We start from the raw sequence: 16,096 nt of genomic DNA, 5'->3' as shown, positions 1-16,096 counted from the left end.
AGCGCGCCACTGCGCGTTTCCCCTGAGTCGCCATCCATGGAGCTTCATGAACAGGATTTATCGCCTGGTGTTCAACCACGCCACCGGCCAGATGCAGGTTGCATCCGAACTCACCTCCACCCATTCCTCCTCCGCAGCGACCACCGGCGGCATCCGGCGCCGTTCGCAGCTCAGTGCCGCCATGCTGGTCGCGCTGGGCCTGTCGGCTGCGTCGTTGCCGTCGGCATTTGCCGCGGTCTATGACTTCGACAACAGTGAAACCGTTACTGATACGCGCGGCTACGTCGATGGTTTCCGCGTCGGTCCCAACGGACTGGTGCTGGTCAACGTTCGTGATGGCGGAAAACTCACCTCCAATGGCCTGGTGTCGATGGGCACCACCGTCGGCAGCAACGGTGAGCTGCACCTGTCTGGCCCGACCTCTTCGCTGACCGTCAACGGCGCGGCGGTTCGCGTGGGCGAGGCCGGCATGGGCGGTCTGCGGCTGTATGAGGGCGCCCAGGCCACGCTGGGCTCGACCCTGTCGTTTGCCTACGGCGCCGGCTCCACCGGCATAGGTCAGGTGGACTCGGGTTCGCAGCTGACTGCCCGCCAGATCCTGGTTGGCCGAGAAGGCGTTGGCGGCCTCAGCATCCTGGATGGCTCGAGGGTCACGACGACTTTTGCGGCACCGATTGCAGGCAACTCGTTTGCCATGAGCGTGGCCACTTCAGCAGGCAGCAGCGGCACGGTCAATGTCGCCACCGGCGGCGAGCTGGTGGTCACCGACAACGAGCTGCGTGTCGGCGAAGCCGGCACGGGCAGGCTCAACATCAACGACGGCAGTGTCGTCGTGGGCCGTAACCTGATCATTGGCGGTGCCAGTACCGCCACCGGTACGGTCGACCTGCGCAACACCGGCACCCTCACCGCACAGGTGGTCAGCGTCGGAGAGGCGCAGGGTTCTGGTGGCACGCTGCTGCTCAACGGCGCCGGCACGACGGTCAACACCGGTGCGCTGCGTGTATCGGGCAATGGTGACGGACTGCTGCGCATCGAGGCGGGCGCGCAAGTGGTGGCCACCGGCAACGTAACGGCTGAAGACAACCAGGGCCTGCCGAGCACCGCAGCCCGGACCGGCCGCATCGAAATCACCGGCGCCGGCTCGCTGCTAAGCGGCGACCGCGTCATCGCCAGCACCCAGCTGCTGCTCGAGAACGGCGGCGAAATCCGCTCCAACTCGGCACGCATCCGTGATTCGCTCAGTTCCAGCGGCACCGCCACCCTGACCGGCACCGACAGCCGCTGGACCAACCAGGGTGAGCTCGACATTCGCACCGGCGTGGATGTACTCGACGGCGCGCAGATCGACACCGGCACGCTGCTGGTGTCCGGCGGCACCAACTCGATGACCTTCGCGATCGGCAAGGTCGACGAGCAGGTCCGCGTCAGCGGCACAGGGTCGGCGATCGAAGCGACGGGCAACATCACCGTGGGCAGCCACCTGGTCGGTGAGCCGTTCGGGATACTCACTGTGGCCAACGGTGGTCGGATCGCCGCGGGTGGCGAGCTCAGCCTGGAGACACTCGGTTACGCCGTCATCGGCGGCGGCATGGACACCTGGTCGGTGGCCAACGGCGGCCCGGTCTGGGCTGCGGCCGAAGCGGCCGGCGACCTGGGCAGCGCGAACGTGGTCATGCAGGGCGGCGGCTCGGGCGGTCTGGTGTTCAACCACACCGACAGCATCAGTCTGGCCAACACGGTGCGCAGCGGTATCAGCGGCGTAGGCACGGCCGGCGCCATCACCAACGTGGCGGGTGAGACCGCGTTGACCGGTGACCTGACCGGGTTTGGTGGCAAGGTTGCCGTCACCGGCGGCACCCTGCGCATCGACGGCGATATGTACAGCGGGGTGGGCTACGTGGGCAGCCAGGCCCCGCAACAGCAGATCGAAGTCTCCGGCGGCACCCTGGTTCTCAACGGGAGCTCGGGCTTCAACCAGACCATCAACTACGGCAGCACCACCGGCGTGGTCCGCAGCTCCAACGTGATGGTGCGCGATGGCGGCGTGCTCGCCGGCAATGCAACCGTCGGCAGGACCGAGGTGTTCAATGGCGGCGTGCTGTCGCCTGGTAGCGCAGGCGTGGGTACGATCAGCATCGACGGTGACCTCTTCGTCAACGCCGGCGGCGCGGTGCCGGCCAGTGTCGCGCAGAAGGCGTTCTACGACGTGGACCTGCTGGGCAATGGCCAAGCTGACTTCATCAAAGTCAGTGGCAAGGCGTACGTCGGCCATGGTGCGGGGATTGCCGGCAGCACCGGCGCCACCGGCGTCCGCGTGACCGGTCTGGATCCGCTGGCCAGCTATCAGAACGGCCACAGCTATACGATCCTCAACGCCGCCGAAGGCCTCAATGGCGGCTTCGACGATGTGATTTCCAACTCTGCGTTCATTACCCCGACCCTGGTCCAGACCGGTAACGACGTGCTGCTGACCATCGCGGTGAATACCCCGGTGGCGCCGGTGGATCCGGTGACTCCGGTGACTCCGGTCGACCCTGTCACGCCGGTTGATCCGGTCACGCCGGTGGACCCGGTGACGCCGGTCGATCCGGGCTTCCCGGGCACGCCGGGCGTGACCCCGCCGATCGTGTTCGGTGCGGTCGCGGTAACCGGCAACCACCGCGCCACCGCCGCCGCACTGGACTCGCTGCAGCAGTCCGGCGACGCACTCGCCCTGTACAACGGCCTGCTGATGCTGGATGAAGCCAGCGCCTTGGGCGCCTTCGACGACCTGGCCGGTGAACTGCACGCCAGCAAGCGTGCACTGCTGCTCCACGACCGCTTCCTGCGCGAGGGCGTCTCGCAGCGCCTGCGTCCGGACCCGAGCGCCAAGCGCGAGGGGTCGGCGGTGTGGGTGGCCGGCAGCGGCGCCTCCAAGCGCAGCGACGGCGACGGCAATGCCGCGCGTACCCAGGACCACCGCCAGGGTCTGATCGCGGGCTATGACTGGACCTTCGGCGAGCGCTGGACGGTCGGCGTGGCCGGCGGCCCGGAGTCGCTGCGCCAGCAGATCCGCGACCGCAGCGCGATCACCGAGGTCGACGCCGTGCACGGCGGCCTGTACGCCGGTTTCCGTGGCGAACAGGCGTGGATCAACGGCGGCGCCAGCTATGCCGATTACGAGGTGGAGACGCGCCGCGACATCGGTGCCGGCACCTCGTGGGCACAGGCCCTCGACAGCCGCCATGACGCCCACGCCGTGTCGGCGTTCGCCGAGGGCGGTTGGGACCTGCAGTTCGATGCGCTGACCCTGAGCCCGTACCTGGCCCTGGCCTACACCCGCCTGTCCAGCGAGGCTGCCACCGAGACCGGCGGCACCGCCTCCCTGTCGGTCGCGTCCAGCAAGGACGAGGTCTGGACCACCACGGCCGGTATCCGCGCCTCGTGGGACATCAGTGGCGGCCAGCAGGACGGCGCCCGCTTCGAAGCCGGCCTGGCCTGGCAGAACGCGGCCGGCGAACTGCGCGCCGACAGCCGCAACCGCTTCGTGGCCGGCAGCGACAGCTTCACCGTGCAGGGCCTGCCGTTGGCCCGCAACGTGGGCATCGCCGAGGTCGGGGTGTCGCTCAACACCTCCGACAACAGCCGCCTGTCGATGTTCGCGCAGGGTCGTGCCGGCGACGGCCAGCGCGAAGTAGGGGCCCAGCTGAACTGGAACGTGGCGTTCTGACCGGAGCGGTGAACTGAAGTACCGAAGGGCCCCGCAAGGGGCCCTTCGTTTGTATGGCATCCTGAGCGCATGCCATCCCCCAAACGATCGATCCATGTCGTGGCTGCCGTCATCACCGATGCCCGTGGCCGCATCCTGCTCAACCGTCGCACCGAGAACCGCGACATGGCCGGCCTGTGGGAATTCCCCGGCGGCAAGCGCGAGACCGGCGAGAGTTCCGAGCAGGCGCTGGTGCGGGAGCTGCGCGAAGAGCTGGGGATCGAAGCCGAGGTCGGCGACTGGATCATGGACGTGCCGCAGGCCTACCCGGACAAGCACCTGCGCCTGGAAGTGCGGCATGTGCGCAGCTGGAGGGGCTCGCCGCGCGGCCGCGAAGGCCAGGCGATCACCTGGGTGGCCCCGGACAAGCTGGTGCGCTATTCCATGCCGCCGGCCGACCTGCCGGTGGTGGCCGCGCTGCGCCACCCGGACCGTTACCTGATCACCCCCGAGCCGGACACCGACGAAGACGCCGCCCACCAGGAGTGGTACGCGCGCCTGGCGCGCGCGCTGGACGCCGGCGTGCGCCGGGTGCAGCTGCGTACTCCGACCAGCCCGGCGCGCATCCAGCTGGCCGAACAGGCGGTGTCGCGCCACCGCAGCGGCGTGCAGTGGCTGCTCAACCGCGACATCGAGCTGGCCCGTCGGCTGGGCGTGGGCGTGCACCTGGGCGGCGAGCAGCTGCTGCAGCTGGAGGCGCGGCCGTTGCCCGCCGACCAGCTGGTGGCCGCCTCCTGCCATGACCTGCCGCAGCTGCAGGCCGCGCAGCGTCTGGGCTGCGACTTCGCCGTGCTCGGCCCGGTCCAGGCCACCAGCAGCCACCCGGGCACTGCTCTGATCGGCTGGGAGGCGTTCGAGACGCTGCGTGCCCAGGTGTCGCTGCCGATCTACGCCCTCGGCGGCCTGGCCCCCGACGACATCACCCAGGCCCGCCGCCACGGTGCCCAGGGCATCGCCTCGATCAGCGCCCTGTGGCCTACCTGACGACGTAGCGCCGGGCTCTGCCCGGCCCTCATAAAAACCGAACTACAACGTAATCCAGAAACACCCATACGCCCGCCGCAACCCAAACACGGTCCGCGCAGGCGTCGCACTGTTCCCCAACGTCTGCTCCAATCGCAGCCCCACCGGTCGCGGGCGGGAGGTTGGCGCAACCGCCGGCACCGCTTCGGCCAAGCTCGCATTCGGATCCACCGGTATCGGCGTCGGCACTGCCGCCACCTCCGGATAGACCGGTGCGATATCGATCAGCGGCCGCTGCACCACCGATTCCAGCCGCCCGATGATGCTGTTGGCGGTGGCATCGGAAACACTGCCCCACAGGTAGATCGAGGACAGCCGATTCACGTCCTGCTGGCTGACCGCATCGCGGATCTGACCGGTCAATTCACTCAGGCGACGTGCGCAGCCGGCGCGATAGATGCCGGTGTTGCCCACCGACGCCGCACGCGGCGGCATCCGCGCGCTGGCGCCCAGCGAATCGCAGCTGCGGTCGGTGAACACGGTTTCGCCCTGCGCAGTGGTGCAACGGTTCACGCGCTGCGCCTGTGCCTGCGCCGAAGGGGCAAGGCACAGCAGACACAGCGACAACAGCAGCGGGGCGACCAGTTTCATTGCAGCAGCGTAGCGGCGCCTGCGTTATCTGCAAGCGATTGGGCGTGCCGCGTTCAGCGCCCCAGCAGTTTCAGCACCTGGCTGGTCGGCTTTGCCAGGTTGAGGGTGTAGAAATGCAGCCCGGGTGCGCCACCGGCGACCAGCCGCTCGCACAGCTGGGCGACCACTTCGGCACCGAACGCGCGCACCGAATCGGCGTCATCGCCATAGGCCTGCATGCGCTTGCCGATCCAGCGCGGGATCTCCGCGCCGCACTGTTCGGAGAAGCGACGCAGCTGGCTGAAGTTGGAGATCGGCATGATCCCCGGCACGATCGGTACCTGCACGCCGAGCTTGCGCACGGCATCCACGAAGTGGAAATAGGCGTCGGCGTTGTAGAAGTACTGGGTGATGGCGGCATCGGCGCCGGCATCGATCTTGGCCTTGAAGTACTTCAGGTCGCGCAGCGCGTCGTCCGACTGCGGGTGCGTTTCCGGGTAGGCGCCGACTTCGATGTGGAACGCGTCGCCATGCTCGGCGCGGATGAAGGCGATCAGTTCGCTCGCATAGCGCAGGTCGCCGGGGTGGCCCATGCCCGAGGGCAGGTCGCCGCGCAGCGCCACGATGCGCCGGCAACCTATCGCCCGGTACAGCTTGAGCAGCTCGCGGATCTCCTCGCGGCTGCCGCCTACGCAGGACAGGTGCGGTGCCGCTTCGAAGCCATGGTGCTGCTTGAGGTGGCGGACGGTTTCGGAGGTGTAGCTCAGGGTCGAACCGCCGGCGCCGAAGGTGCAGGACACATACTCGGGCGCGTAGGCGGTCAGCTTGGCGGCCGTGCGGTCGAGCTGGGCACGCTGGTCGTCGGTCTTGGGCGGGTAGAACTCGAAGCTGAGGGCGGTCATGGGCAGCAGCGGCGGCGGGCGTGGGGTCATCATATCGCTTCATCGCGATGAATGTAAAATGGGGGCCGGAATGCGCTGCGCGGTCGACCGGTTACCCTGTGCGCCTGTTCTCCAGCACTGACCCCATGACCATCGTCCTTACCGACTTCGCCCGCCCCCGCCTGTTCCCGCGCGTGCCGCGCGGCAACACCATCCAGGACTGCAGTGCCGAGCAGTTCCAGGCGCACCTCAACGCGCACGCGCCGTTCAAGGTGCTGGAGGGCTACGCGCCGTTCTGCAAGCTGCACGTGTACGAGAACTGGACCAGCACCCGCTGCCTGACCGTGCCGGTCACCGACGCCAACCGGCACCAGCTGCGCAGTGGCTACGAAGCGCGCAACCGCGACGAATTGCCGGTGCTGGTGCGTTGGTTCGAAGGCGTGGAATCGCCGCGCGCGAACTACGTGGTGGTGATCCTGTACAGCGCCGAACAGCTGGCGAAGGAGGGCTCGCCCATCGACGCGGACTGGGGCATCGTCGGCTGCATCTACACCGCTGAACCGGAAGAGGTGCCGATGGCGCCGATCACGATGATGCGCAACGCGCTGGGCGTGGAGGAGGGCGGTTCGGGCGTACCGCTGGACCGCGAGGCGTACCAGCGGGCGGTGGCGTTCTGGGAGAACAATGCGAACTGGCGGCCCTGAATCCTGACGTGCCTCTACCGCCTTCCCACGTCCGCCCATTGACCCTCGGTCAACGCAACCAGATCCCCCGGCGCCAACGCCACCTCCAACCCGCGCCTCCCGGCACTGACATGCATCGTGTCCAGCGCCTGCGCGCTGGCATCAATGAAGGTGCGGTGTTTCTTCTTCTGCCCCAGCGGACTGATCCCCCCCACCAGATACCCGGTCGCGCGCTGCGCGGCCGCCACGTCGGCCATCTCGCACTTCCGGCAACCGGCAGCTTCGGCCAACGCCTTCAGGTCCAGCGTGCCGCTGACCGGCACGATCGCCACCAGCAGTTCGTGTTTCTCGGTGCTGGCGAGCAGGGTCTTGAACACCTGCGCCGGGTCCAGCCCAAGCTGCTGGGCGGCTTCGCCGCCGTAGGAGGCGGCACTGGCATCGTGGTGATAGGACAGCACGCGGTGCGCAATGCCGTGTTTGCTGAGCAGGTTGATGGCCGGGGTCATGGCAGGCCGCGTTGTCGGGATATCCCATCGTAGCGATCCCGGCGCACGGATTGGGGTTGCCGGGGTTGTCACGTCGTGCATGAAGAAAAACGGGCACATCCAGTGCCCGTTCTCCTTCCAGGTGCCGCCGTTACGGATGCATGAAACTATCGGCGCTGGTCGAACACTCTGCGGATTCCGCCTTGGCATCCTTCTTCTTTCCCGCAGCAAGGGCCGCGTCTTTGGCCTTGTCCAGTGTGGCGGCTTTGATGACGAAGAGTTGACCCTTGGCCGAAGCTGCATTGACGATCTGGCCGTCTTCGTTGTGCACCAGGCAATAGTAGGTAGAGTCGGCGGCTTGGGCGACAGGCGCAGCGCTCAATGCCAGCAGTGCGGACAGGATGAATTTGCCGTTCATGGCAATGCTCCACTGGGGACGCGCGACGCGCATCCATTTGAAACCCCCGCGCGCCGATGATCCCGAGGTCGTTGTGAGTGCCGGGTGCAGCACGGGTGAAAGCTCCTTAACGAACACAGGCGCCCGAAGGCGCCCGTTGCACATCCGGTAGTGCCGGGCTCTGCCCGGCACCTCCATCAGTAGCGGTAATGCTCCGGCTTGAACGGACCGTCCACCGGCACGCCGATGTAATCGGCCTGTTCCTGGCTGAGGGTGGTCAGCTTCACGCCGATCTTCTCCAGGTGCAGGCGTGCCACTTCTTCGTCCAGCTTCTTCGGCAGCAGGTAGACCTTCTTCTCGTAGCTGTCCTTGTTCGCCCACAGGTCGATCTGTGCCAGGGTCTGGTTGGCGAAGCTGTTGGACATCACGAAGCTCGGGTGGCCGGTGGCGCAGCCCAGGTTCACCAGGCGGCCTTCGGCCAGCAGGAAGATCGCGTTGCCGTTCGGGAAGATGTACTTGTCCACCTGCGGCTTGATGTTGACGTGCTTGATGCCGGCGAACGACACCAGCGCATCGACCTGGATCTCGTTGTCGAAGTGGCCGATGTTGCAGACGATGGCCTGGTCCTTCATCGCGCTCAGGTGCTCGATGCGGATGATGTCCTTGTTGCCGGTGGTGGTGACGTACAGGTCGGCACGGCCCAGGGTCGATTCGATGGTGTTGACTTCATAGCCTTCCATCGCCGCCTGCAGGGCGCAGATCGGGTCGATCTCGGTGACGATCACGCGCGCGCCATAGGCACGCAGCGAGGCGGCGCAGCCCTTGCCGACGTCACCGTAGCCGCAGACCACGGCCACCTTGCCGGCCAGCATCACGTCCATCGCGCGCTTCAGGCCATCGGCCAGCGACTCGCGGCAGCCGTACAGGTTGTCGAACTTGCTCTTGGTGACCGAGTCGTTGACGTTGATCGCCGGAATCAGCAGGGTGCCGGCCTGGGCCAGCTGGTACAGGCGGTGCACGCCGGTGGTGGTTTCCTCGGAAACACCCTTCCAGTCCTTGACCACGCGGCCCCAGTAACCCGGGCGCTCCTTCGCGACGCGCTTGAGCAGGTTCTTGATGACCTGCTCTTCGTGCGAGGACGCCTTTTCGTCGACCCAGGTGCTGCCGTTTTCGAGCTCGTAGCCCTTGTGGATCAGCAGGGTGACGTCGCCGCCGTCGTCGACCACCAGCTCCGGGCCGGTCAGGGTGCCGTCGGGCAGGGTGAAGGTCAGCGCGTCCAGCGTGCAGTCCCAGTACTCCTCCAGGGTTTCGCCCTTCCAGGCGAACACCGGGGTGCCGGACTTGGCGATCGCCGCGGCGGCGTGGTCCTGGGTCGAGAAGATGTTGCACGACGCCCAGCGCACGTCGGCGCCGATGTCCTTGAGGGTTTCGATCAGCACGGCGGTCTGGATGGTCATGTGCAGCGAACCGGTCACGCGCACGCCCTTCAGCGGCAGGGTGGCGGCGTGCTTGCGGCGGATCGACATCAGGCCCGGCATTTCGTGCTCGGCGATATCCAGTTCCTTGCGGCCCCAGTCGGCCAGCGAGATATCGGCAATCTTGTAATCGCCTTCGGTGGAGAAGGTCTTGGCAACAGCGTTCATGAAAGCTCCGGTATGTGACGATGGAATCGTCTTCGCCGGGCGCCGTTGGAACCAGCCCTGCCACCGAGCCTGGCCGTGCGGATCGGGTCCGGCAGCGGTCGCAGCGCCCCTCGGTGGAGGGGAATGCCCAGTATATCGCGGCGCACCGCCCGGGCATGAATCGGCGCCCCGACCCAACCATCGGCAGGGGGGCAAACCGCGCCCCGCTGTTAAGGTCCAAGGTTTGCACAGGATGGGGCTCGAACATGACAGGCACACACCGCAGCGCACGACTGATCGTGGGCATGGCCCTGCTGGCGGTCGCACCGCTGGCGCTGGCCGCTACGCCATCGGCCAAGGCGCCGCAGCCCGTGGCCGCCGCCAAGGTCGCGCAAGGCTACCAGCTGCCCTCGGCCGCGCTTCAGGCCGTGGTCGACGCGCCGCGTGCGCCCAGCCTGAGCCTGTCGCCGCGCCGCGACCTCGCCGCCATGCTGCAGAGCCCGCCGCTGCCGTCCATCGAAACGGTCGCCCAGCCGGAACTGAAACTGGCCGGGGTGCGGATCAATCCGGCCACCCATTCGGCCAGCCGTTTCAGCTTCGTCGACAAGCTCTGGCTGATGACGATTGCCGACGGCAAGGAACGCCAGATCACCGGGCTGCCGCAGCCGCTGTCGATCGCCTCGCTGGCCTGGTCGCCCGACCAGCAGTACCTGGCCTTCAACCAGGTGCATGCGGCCAGCGGTACCAATGAACTGTGGATCGTGGACGTGGCCAGCGGCAGCGCGCGGCGCTTGCTGGGCGACCTCAACAGCGTGTTCGGCGATGGCTATGCCTGGCTGCCCGACAGCCGCGGCCTGCTTGTCACCCTGCAGCCCAAGGGCCAGGGTCCGGCACCGGCGGCCGGTGGCATCCCAACCGGTCCGGCGATCCAGCAGACCCAGGCCGACGCCGGGGTGCGCGCGATCCGCACCTACCAGGACCTGTTGAGCAATGAGGCCGACGCGCGCCTGTTCGACCATTACGCCACGTCGCAGCCGGTGCGCGTTGCGCTCAACGGCGCGACCACGGCGCTGTCCAGCGCCGGGGTCTACCTCGACCTGGATGTCTCGCCGGACGGCCGCCACGTGCTGGCCGAGCGCGTGCAGCGCCCGTACTCCTACCTGGTGCCGGCCGATGATTTCGCGCGCCGCATCGAAGTGTGGAATGCGGTCGACGGCAAGCTCGAGCACACCGTGGCCAACCTGCCGCTGGTGGAAGGCCTGCCGACCGGCAATGACGCGGTGCCTACCGGCGTGCGCAATGTGAGCTGGCGCGCGGATGCAGAGGCCACCCTGGTCTGGGCCGAGGCCCAGGACGGCGGCGACCCCAACCGCGAGGCAAAGGTGCGCGACGCGGTGCTGATGCAGGCTGCGCCGTTCGAGGCGCCGCCGGTAACGCTGGCCCAGCTCGGCAGCCGCTATGCCGGCATCCAGTGGGGCCGCGGCGACCTGGCCCTGCTCAATGAGTCGTGGTGGAAGTCGCGCGTGGTCAAACAGTGGCGGATTGCGCCGGACCAGCTCGACCAGGCGCCGCAGCTGCTCGCCGAGCGCTCCTCGCAGGACCGCTACAACGACCCGGGGCGTCCGGCGCTGGTGCGCGACGTGAACGGTCGCGCGCGTCTGCAGACCAGCAGCGATGGGCGCAGCATCTTCCTGCTCGGCCAGGGCGCGTCGCCGGAAGGCGACCGCCCGTTCGTCGACCGCTTCGACCTGGAAAGCCGCCAGGCCACCCGCCTGTTCCATTCGCAGGCACCGGACTACGCGCTGCCGCAGGCGCTGCTCGACCAGGAAGGGAGCTCGCTGCTGCTGACTCGTGAGTCGCCGGACGTGCCGCCCAACTACTTCGTGCAGTCGCTGGCCGATGCCGGTGCCGCGCCGCGCGCGCTGACCCGTTTCGAGCATCCGCTGCCGAAGCTGCGCGGCGTGAGCAAGGAGCAGATCCGCTACAAGCGCAACGACGGGGTCGACCTGACCGCCACGCTGATGCTGCCGCCGGGCTACAACGTGAAGAAGGACGGCCCGCTGCCGATGCTGATGTGGGCCTACCCGGGCGAGTTCAAGACCGCCGCCGCGGCCAGCCAGGTCACCGATTCGCCCTACCGCTTCAACGCGATAGGCTACTGGGGACCGCAGGTTTTCCTGGCCAAGGGCTACGCAGTGCTGGTCAGTCCGTCGATGCCGATCATCGGCGAAGGCGACAAGGAACCCAACGATACCTACCTGCCGCAGCTGGTCGCCAACGCCGAAGCCGCCGTTGACGAGGTGGTGCGGCGTGGCGTGACCGACCGCGACCACATCGCGATCGGTGGGCATTCCTACGGGGCGTTCATGACCGCCAACCTGCTCGCGCACACCCGCCTGTTCAAGGCCGGCATCGCGCGCAGCGGCGCCTACAACCGCACCTTGACCCCGTTCGGCTTCCAGGCCGAGGAGCGCAATTTCTGGCAGGCCCAGGACGTGTACCTGAAGATGTCGCCGTTCAATTTCGCCGACAAAATCAAGGATCCCATCCTCTTCATCCACGGCGAGGACGACAACAATTCCGGTACGTTCCCGATGCAGAGCGAGCGCATGTTCGCGGCGGTGAAGGGGTTGGGCGGCACGTCGCGGCTGGTGATGCTGCCGAATGAGTCGCACCATTACCGCGCGCGCGAGTCGTTGATGACGATGCTGGCCGAGAGCGAGCGGTGGCTGGAGCAGACCATCGGGCCGGGCAAGGCGCCGCGCTGACAACACATGCAATTGAAACCATTTGCGCGGCACGGATCGCCGCGCATTCTGGGTTAGGCTTGATGCGATTCCGTTCCCGAGGCCAGTGCGTCGCAGATGAACGAGTACCGCAGCAGCATCGTCTTTGCCACCCCCGACATTCCCCTGCGTGACGATGTGCGCCGTCTCGGCGCACTGGTCGGCGACCTGCTCGCCGAGCAGGTGTCCACGCAGTTCTTCGATGACGTGGAACAGGTGCGCACCCGTGCCATCGCGCGTCGCGAAAGCGATGCGCCGATCGCCGATCTCAACGCTGCGCTGGCCGGGCTGCCGCCGGAACGCGCCGAATCGATGGTGCGTGCGTTCAGCACTTACTTCCAGGTGGTCAACATCGCCGAGCGCGTGCACCGCATCCGCCGCCGCCGCGACTACCAGCGTGCCGGCACCGCTGCGCCGCAGCCCGACGGCCTGCAGGACGCGCTGCAGCAGCTGAAGGCGCAGGGCGTGGGCCTGGACGAACTGGCGCAGTGGCTGCCGCGGATCGACATCGAACCGGTATTCACCGCGCACCCGACCGAAGCGGTGCGCCGCGCGCTGCTGGAAAAAGAGCAGCTGATGGTGGCCAGCCTGGTCGACAATCTCGACGGCCAGCGCACCCCCGGCGAAGCCGCTGCCGATGCCGCGCGCTTCCGCATGGCGCTCACCGCGTCCTGGCAGACCACCGATTCGTCGCCGGTGCGCCCGACCGTTGACGACGAACGCGAACACGTCGGCTTCTATCTGGTGCAGGTCCTGTACCGGGTGATCCCGGTGCTGTACGAATCGCTGCAGCAGGCGCTGCTCGACACCTATGGCGAGAGCATCCCACTGCCGCGACTGCTGCGCTTCGGTACCTGGGTGGGCGGCGACATGGACGGCAATCCGAACGTGGATGCCACCACCATCCGCAACACGCTCGATGCGCAGCGCCAGGCCGTGCTCGGCCGCTACCAGAAGGACCTGCTGCAGCTGGCCAGCCTGCTCAGCCAGTCCACCGAACGGATCGCGGTCAGCGATGCGCTGCAGGCGCGTGTCGCGGATTACCAGCAGCTGCTGCCGAAGGTGGTGTCGCGCCCGCGCCACGCCGATATGCCGTACCGCCTGCTCAACGACCGCATGCGCGCGCGCGTGCAGGCCACGCTCGACGATGCGGAAGGTGCGTACGCCTCGCCGCAGGAGCTGGAAGACGACATCACCCTGATCCTCGACAGCCTGCACGCCCACAAGGGCGACCACGCCGGTGGCTTCGCGGTGAGCCGCCTGCTGTGGCGGGTGCGTACCTTCGGATTCCACCTGGCACGGCTGGACGTCCGCCAGGAGTCGAGCGTGCACGGCCGCGCGCTGGCCAGCGTACTGGACGGGCAGGACGCGTGGGACGCGGCCGATGCGGTGGCCCGTGCGCGCCGCCTGGCGCCGTACGCCAGTGGCGAACAGGCCCTGCCGCCCAGCACGGAAGAGGGTGGCCAGCGGTTGGACGCGGTGTTCGCGGCGCTGGCCGATGCGCGCCGCCGCCACGGTGCCGATGCACTGGGCAGTTACATCATTTCGATGGCGCACGACCGCAGCGACGTGCTGGCGGTGCTTGCGCTGGCAAGGCGCGGCGGGCTGGTCGACGACGCCGGCGGGGTGCCGCTGGATATCGCGCCGCTGTTCGAAACCGTGGACGACCTGCAGCGCGGCACCGACACCCTGCGCGACCTGCTGGCCGACCCGGTCTACCGCGCGCACCTGGCCGCGCGCGACGACGTGCAGATGGTGATGCTGGGGTATTCGGACAGCGGCAAGGACGGCGGCATCGCCGCCTCGCGCTGGGGCCTGCAGCGTGCCCAGGTGGAGCTGCTGGAGGTGGCCGCTGAGAGCGGCATCCGGCTGACCTTCTTCCACGGTCGCGGCGGCTCGATCAGCCGCGGCGGCGGCAAGACCACCGACGCGGTGGACGCGTCACCGCGCGGCAGCATCGACGGCCGCCTGCGGGTCACCGAGCAGGGCGAGGTGATCCACCGCAAGTACGGCATCCGCGCGCTGGCGCTGCGCTCGCTGGAGCAGTCCACCGGCGCGGTGCTGCGGTCGAGCCTGCGTCCGCGTGCGGCGGAGCCGCGCGAAGCGCAGTGGCGGCCGGTGATGGACCTGGTTGCAGGAAAAAGCGCCGAGGCCTACCGCGCCTTCGTCGGCCAGCCGGACTTCATGCAGTACTTCCGCCGCGCCACGCCCATCGACGTGATCGAGCGGATGACACTCGGTTCGCGGCCGTCACGGCGGCTGGGCCAGGACGCGGCGCTGGGCAACCTGCGCGCGATTCCGTGGGTGTTCGCGTGGAGCCAGGCGCGCGCCGTGATTCCGGGCTGGTATGGCGTGGGCAGCGGATTGCAGGCGGCGATCGATGCCGGCCATGAAGCCACACTGCAGGAAATGGCGCGCGACTGGCCGTTCTTCAGCACGTTCCTGGACGACATCGCGATGGTGCTGTCCAAGGGCGACATCACCATTGCCGAGCAGTTCTCGCAGCTGGCCGGGCCGTTGCATGCCACGTTCTTCCCGCAGATCCAGCGCGAGCTTGCGCTGACCGGTCGGTTGATCCTGGCCATCACCGGGCAGGACGAGCTGCTCCAGCACGACCAGCGCCTGGCCCTGTCGATCCGCCTGCGCAATCCCTACATCGACCCGATCAGCGTCCTGCAGGTGGACCTGCTGCGCCGCTGGCGCGAGAGTGGTGGAGAAGACGACGAGGTGCTGCGCGCGCTGGTGGCCTGCGTGAACGGGGTGTCGCAAGGCGTACAGAACACCGGATGACCCCGCTGCCGGCAGGATCATGAAGAGCCGGCCAGCGGCCGGCACTACTCCGCTGTCGGCGGATTGGATGCCAGCAGTTCGCGCTGGCGCTGCTCCATCTCCGCGCGCAGCTGCCGGCGCAGCAGCGCCGCCGCATGACGCCGCCGCTGGTTGCTGCTCTCCAGCTCCAGCGGCGGTACCGGCGTCGGCCGGCCGTCATCGTCGACCGCGACCATGGTGAAGAAGCAGCTGTTGGCATGCCGTACGCTGCGCTTGAGAATGTCTTCGGCCACCACTTTGACGCCCACTTCCATGGACGAGGTGCCGGTGTAGTTCACCGAGGCCAGGAAGGTGACCAGTTCGCCGACCGCGATCGGCTCGCGGAAGGTCACCTGGTCCACTGAAAGGGTGACCACGTAGCGGCCGGCGTAGCGGCTGGCGCAGGCGTAGGCGACCTGGTCGAGCAGGCGCAGGATGGCGCCGCCGTGGACCTTGCCGGAGAAGTTGGCCATTTCCGGTGCCATCAGCACGGTCATGGTCAGCTGGTGGGATTTGATGTCGTCAGCCATGGTCGGAGTGTAACGCCCAAACGGAAACGGCCCGCATTCGCGGGCCGTTTCCTGAGGCATGCCGGGCAGAGCCCGGCTCTACCCTTATTTCAGCTTCGCATCCGCACGCAGGGCGGCAGCGCGGTCGGTCTTCTCCCAGGAGAAGGCCGTGGCGTTCACCGTTTCACCGGCAGCGTTGAGGTAGCTGAAGTCCTTCGGCTTGCGGCCGAAGTGACCGTAGGCTGCGGTCTGCTGGTACATCGGGTGGATCAGGTCCAGCATCTTGATGATGCCGTACGGACGCAGGTCGAAGTGCTTGCGGATCAGCTTTTCGATCTTGTCATCGCTGATCTTGCCGGTGCCGAAGGTGGTGACCGAAATCGAGGTCGGCTCGGCCACGCCGATGGCGTAGGAGACCTGCACTTCGCAACGGTCGGCCAGGCCGGCCGCGACGACGTTCTTGGCCACGTAACGCGCTGCGTACGCCGCCGAACGATCGACCTTGGACGGATCCTTGCCCGAGAACGCGCCACCACCGTGACGGGCCCAGCCGCCGTAGGTGTCGACGATGATCTTGCGGC

Annotated in this window: 12 protein-coding genes and 1 riboswitch; of the genes, 5 read left to right on the top strand and 7 right to left on the bottom strand. The window is 67.7% G+C overall.

Features of this window, described 5'->3' with window-relative positions; genetic code table 11:
* Nucleotides 1-46 precede the first annotated feature (46 nt).
* A complete protein-coding gene (locus RYM47_RS16760) occupies nucleotides 47-3,712 on the top strand; it encodes an autotransporter domain-containing protein (protein ID WP_315389363.1) in 3,666 nt (1,221 codons plus the stop codon).
* 69 nt (nucleotides 3,713-3,781) lie between these two features.
* A complete protein-coding gene (locus tag RYM47_RS16755; protein ID WP_315389362.1) occupies nucleotides 3,782-4,735 on the top strand; it encodes a Nudix family hydrolase in 954 nt (317 codons plus the stop codon).
* Between the two features lie 42 nt (nucleotides 4,736-4,777).
* Here the strand turns inward: RYM47_RS16755 and RYM47_RS16750 are convergent, their stop codons facing one another.
* Together RYM47_RS16750 and metF are read right to left on the bottom strand one after the other, a co-directional pair.
* Nucleotides 4,778-5,365 (bottom strand): DUF4124 domain-containing protein, encoded by a 588-nt coding sequence (locus tag RYM47_RS16750; protein WP_315389361.1) that lies wholly within the window; start codon nucleotides 5,363-5,365, stop codon nucleotides 4,778-4,780.
* A 53-nt stretch (nucleotides 5,366-5,418) separates the two neighbouring features.
* On the bottom strand, nucleotides 5,419-6,246 hold the full coding sequence (gene metF, locus RYM47_RS16745) for a methylenetetrahydrofolate reductase [NAD(P)H] (protein ID WP_315389411.1): 828 nt from the start codon (nucleotides 6,244-6,246) through the stop codon (nucleotides 5,419-5,421).
* A gap of 125 nt (nucleotides 6,247-6,371) precedes the next feature.
* On the opposite strand from metF, the gene RYM47_RS16740 reads away from it, so the two are divergent.
* Nucleotides 6,372-6,929: a DUF3228 family protein gene (locus tag RYM47_RS16740; protein ID WP_315389359.1), complete on the top strand. Its 558-nt coding sequence runs from the start codon at nucleotides 6,372-6,374 to the stop codon at nucleotides 6,927-6,929.
* Nucleotides 6,930-6,943: 14 nt separating this feature from the next.
* Here the strand turns inward: RYM47_RS16740 and ybaK are convergent, their stop codons facing one another.
* From ybaK to ahcY, 3 genes are all read right to left on the bottom strand, one after another.
* Complete coding sequence (gene ybaK, locus RYM47_RS16735) at nucleotides 6,944-7,414, bottom strand: Cys-tRNA(Pro) deacylase (RefSeq protein WP_315389357.1); 471 nt, start codon at nucleotides 7,412-7,414, stop codon at nucleotides 6,944-6,946.
* Between the two features lie 130 nt (nucleotides 7,415-7,544).
* Nucleotides 7,545-7,811, bottom strand: a complete 267-nt coding sequence (locus tag RYM47_RS16730) for a hypothetical protein (RefSeq protein WP_315389355.1) — start codon at nucleotides 7,809-7,811, stop codon at nucleotides 7,545-7,547.
* A gap of 176 nt (nucleotides 7,812-7,987) precedes the next feature.
* Nucleotides 7,988-9,433, bottom strand: coding sequence for an adenosylhomocysteinase (gene ahcY, locus RYM47_RS16725; RefSeq protein WP_315389354.1), 1,446 nt, complete (start codon nucleotides 9,431-9,433; stop codon nucleotides 7,988-7,990).
* 30 nt (nucleotides 9,434-9,463) lie between these two features.
* A riboswitch (S-adenosyl-L-homocysteine riboswitch) is annotated at nucleotides 9,464-9,551 on the bottom strand.
* Between the two features lie 127 nt (nucleotides 9,552-9,678).
* Here ahcY and RYM47_RS16720 point away from each other — a divergent pair.
* Nucleotides 9,679-12,180 carry a prolyl oligopeptidase family serine peptidase gene (locus RYM47_RS16720; protein ID WP_315389352.1) on the top strand — a complete coding sequence of 834 codons (2,502 nt, stop codon included), beginning with the start codon at nucleotides 9,679-9,681 and terminating at the stop codon, nucleotides 12,178-12,180.
* Between the two features lie 96 nt (nucleotides 12,181-12,276).
* The gene (ppc, locus tag RYM47_RS16715) at nucleotides 12,277-14,988 is read left to right on the top strand and encodes a phosphoenolpyruvate carboxylase (RefSeq protein WP_315389350.1); all 2,712 of its coding nucleotides are present in this window, start codon (nucleotides 12,277-12,279) and stop codon (nucleotides 14,986-14,988) included.
* 44 nt (nucleotides 14,989-15,032) lie between these two features.
* Here ppc and RYM47_RS16710 read toward each other — a convergent pair whose 3' ends face one another.
* On the bottom strand, nucleotides 15,033-15,536 hold the full coding sequence (locus RYM47_RS16710; protein WP_315389348.1) for an acyl-CoA thioesterase: 504 nt from the start codon (nucleotides 15,534-15,536) through the stop codon (nucleotides 15,033-15,035).
* Nucleotides 15,537-15,620: 84 nt separating this feature from the next.
* Nucleotides 15,621-16,096, bottom strand: a 476-nt coding sequence (locus RYM47_RS16705; RefSeq protein WP_315389347.1) for a methionine adenosyltransferase domain-containing protein, incomplete at its 5' end; no start/stop codon positions are given.

This window comes from uncultured Stenotrophomonas sp. (genome assembly GCF_963519125.1).
Taxonomy (GTDB): Bacteria; Pseudomonadota; Gammaproteobacteria; order Xanthomonadales; family Xanthomonadaceae; genus Stenotrophomonas.
The sequence above is the reverse complement of the archived record's forward strand: the minus strand, read 5'-3'. Positions and strand labels throughout refer to the sequence as shown.

What these genes read in the sequence shown, in the direction of transcription:
- ahcY (WP_315389354.1), bottom strand. Translation starts at nt 9,433, where the DNA reads ATGAACGCTGTTGCCAAGACCTTCTCCACCGAAGGCGATTACAAGATT.
- RYM47_RS16755 (WP_315389362.1), top strand. Translation starts at nt 3,782, where the DNA reads ATGCCATCCCCCAAACGATCGATCCATGTCGTGGCTGCCGTCATCACC.
- RYM47_RS16740 (WP_315389359.1), top strand. Translation starts at nt 6,372, where the DNA reads ATGACCATCGTCCTTACCGACTTCGCCCGCCCCCGCCTGTTCCCGCGC.
- metF (WP_315389411.1), bottom strand. Translation starts at nt 6,246, where the DNA reads ATGACCGCCCTCAGCTTCGAGTTCTACCCGCCCAAGACCGACGACCAG.
- ybaK (WP_315389357.1), bottom strand. Translation starts at nt 7,414, where the DNA reads ATGACCCCGGCCATCAACCTGCTCAGCAAACACGGCATTGCGCACCGC.
- RYM47_RS16760 (WP_315389363.1), top strand. Translation starts at nt 47, where the DNA reads ATGAACAGGATTTATCGCCTGGTGTTCAACCACGCCACCGGCCAGATG.
- RYM47_RS16750 (WP_315389361.1), bottom strand. Translation starts at nt 5,365, where the DNA reads ATGAAACTGGTCGCCCCGCTGCTGTTGTCGCTGTGTCTGCTGTGCCTT.
- RYM47_RS16710 (WP_315389348.1), bottom strand. Translation starts at nt 15,536, where the DNA reads ATGGCTGACGACATCAAATCCCACCAGCTGACCATGACCGTGCTGATG.
- ppc (WP_315389350.1), top strand. Translation starts at nt 12,277, where the DNA reads ATGAACGAGTACCGCAGCAGCATCGTCTTTGCCACCCCCGACATTCCC.
- RYM47_RS16720 (WP_315389352.1), top strand. Translation starts at nt 9,679, where the DNA reads ATGACAGGCACACACCGCAGCGCACGACTGATCGTGGGCATGGCCCTG.
- RYM47_RS16730 (WP_315389355.1), bottom strand. Translation starts at nt 7,811, where the DNA reads ATGAACGGCAAATTCATCCTGTCCGCACTGCTGGCATTGAGCGCTGCG.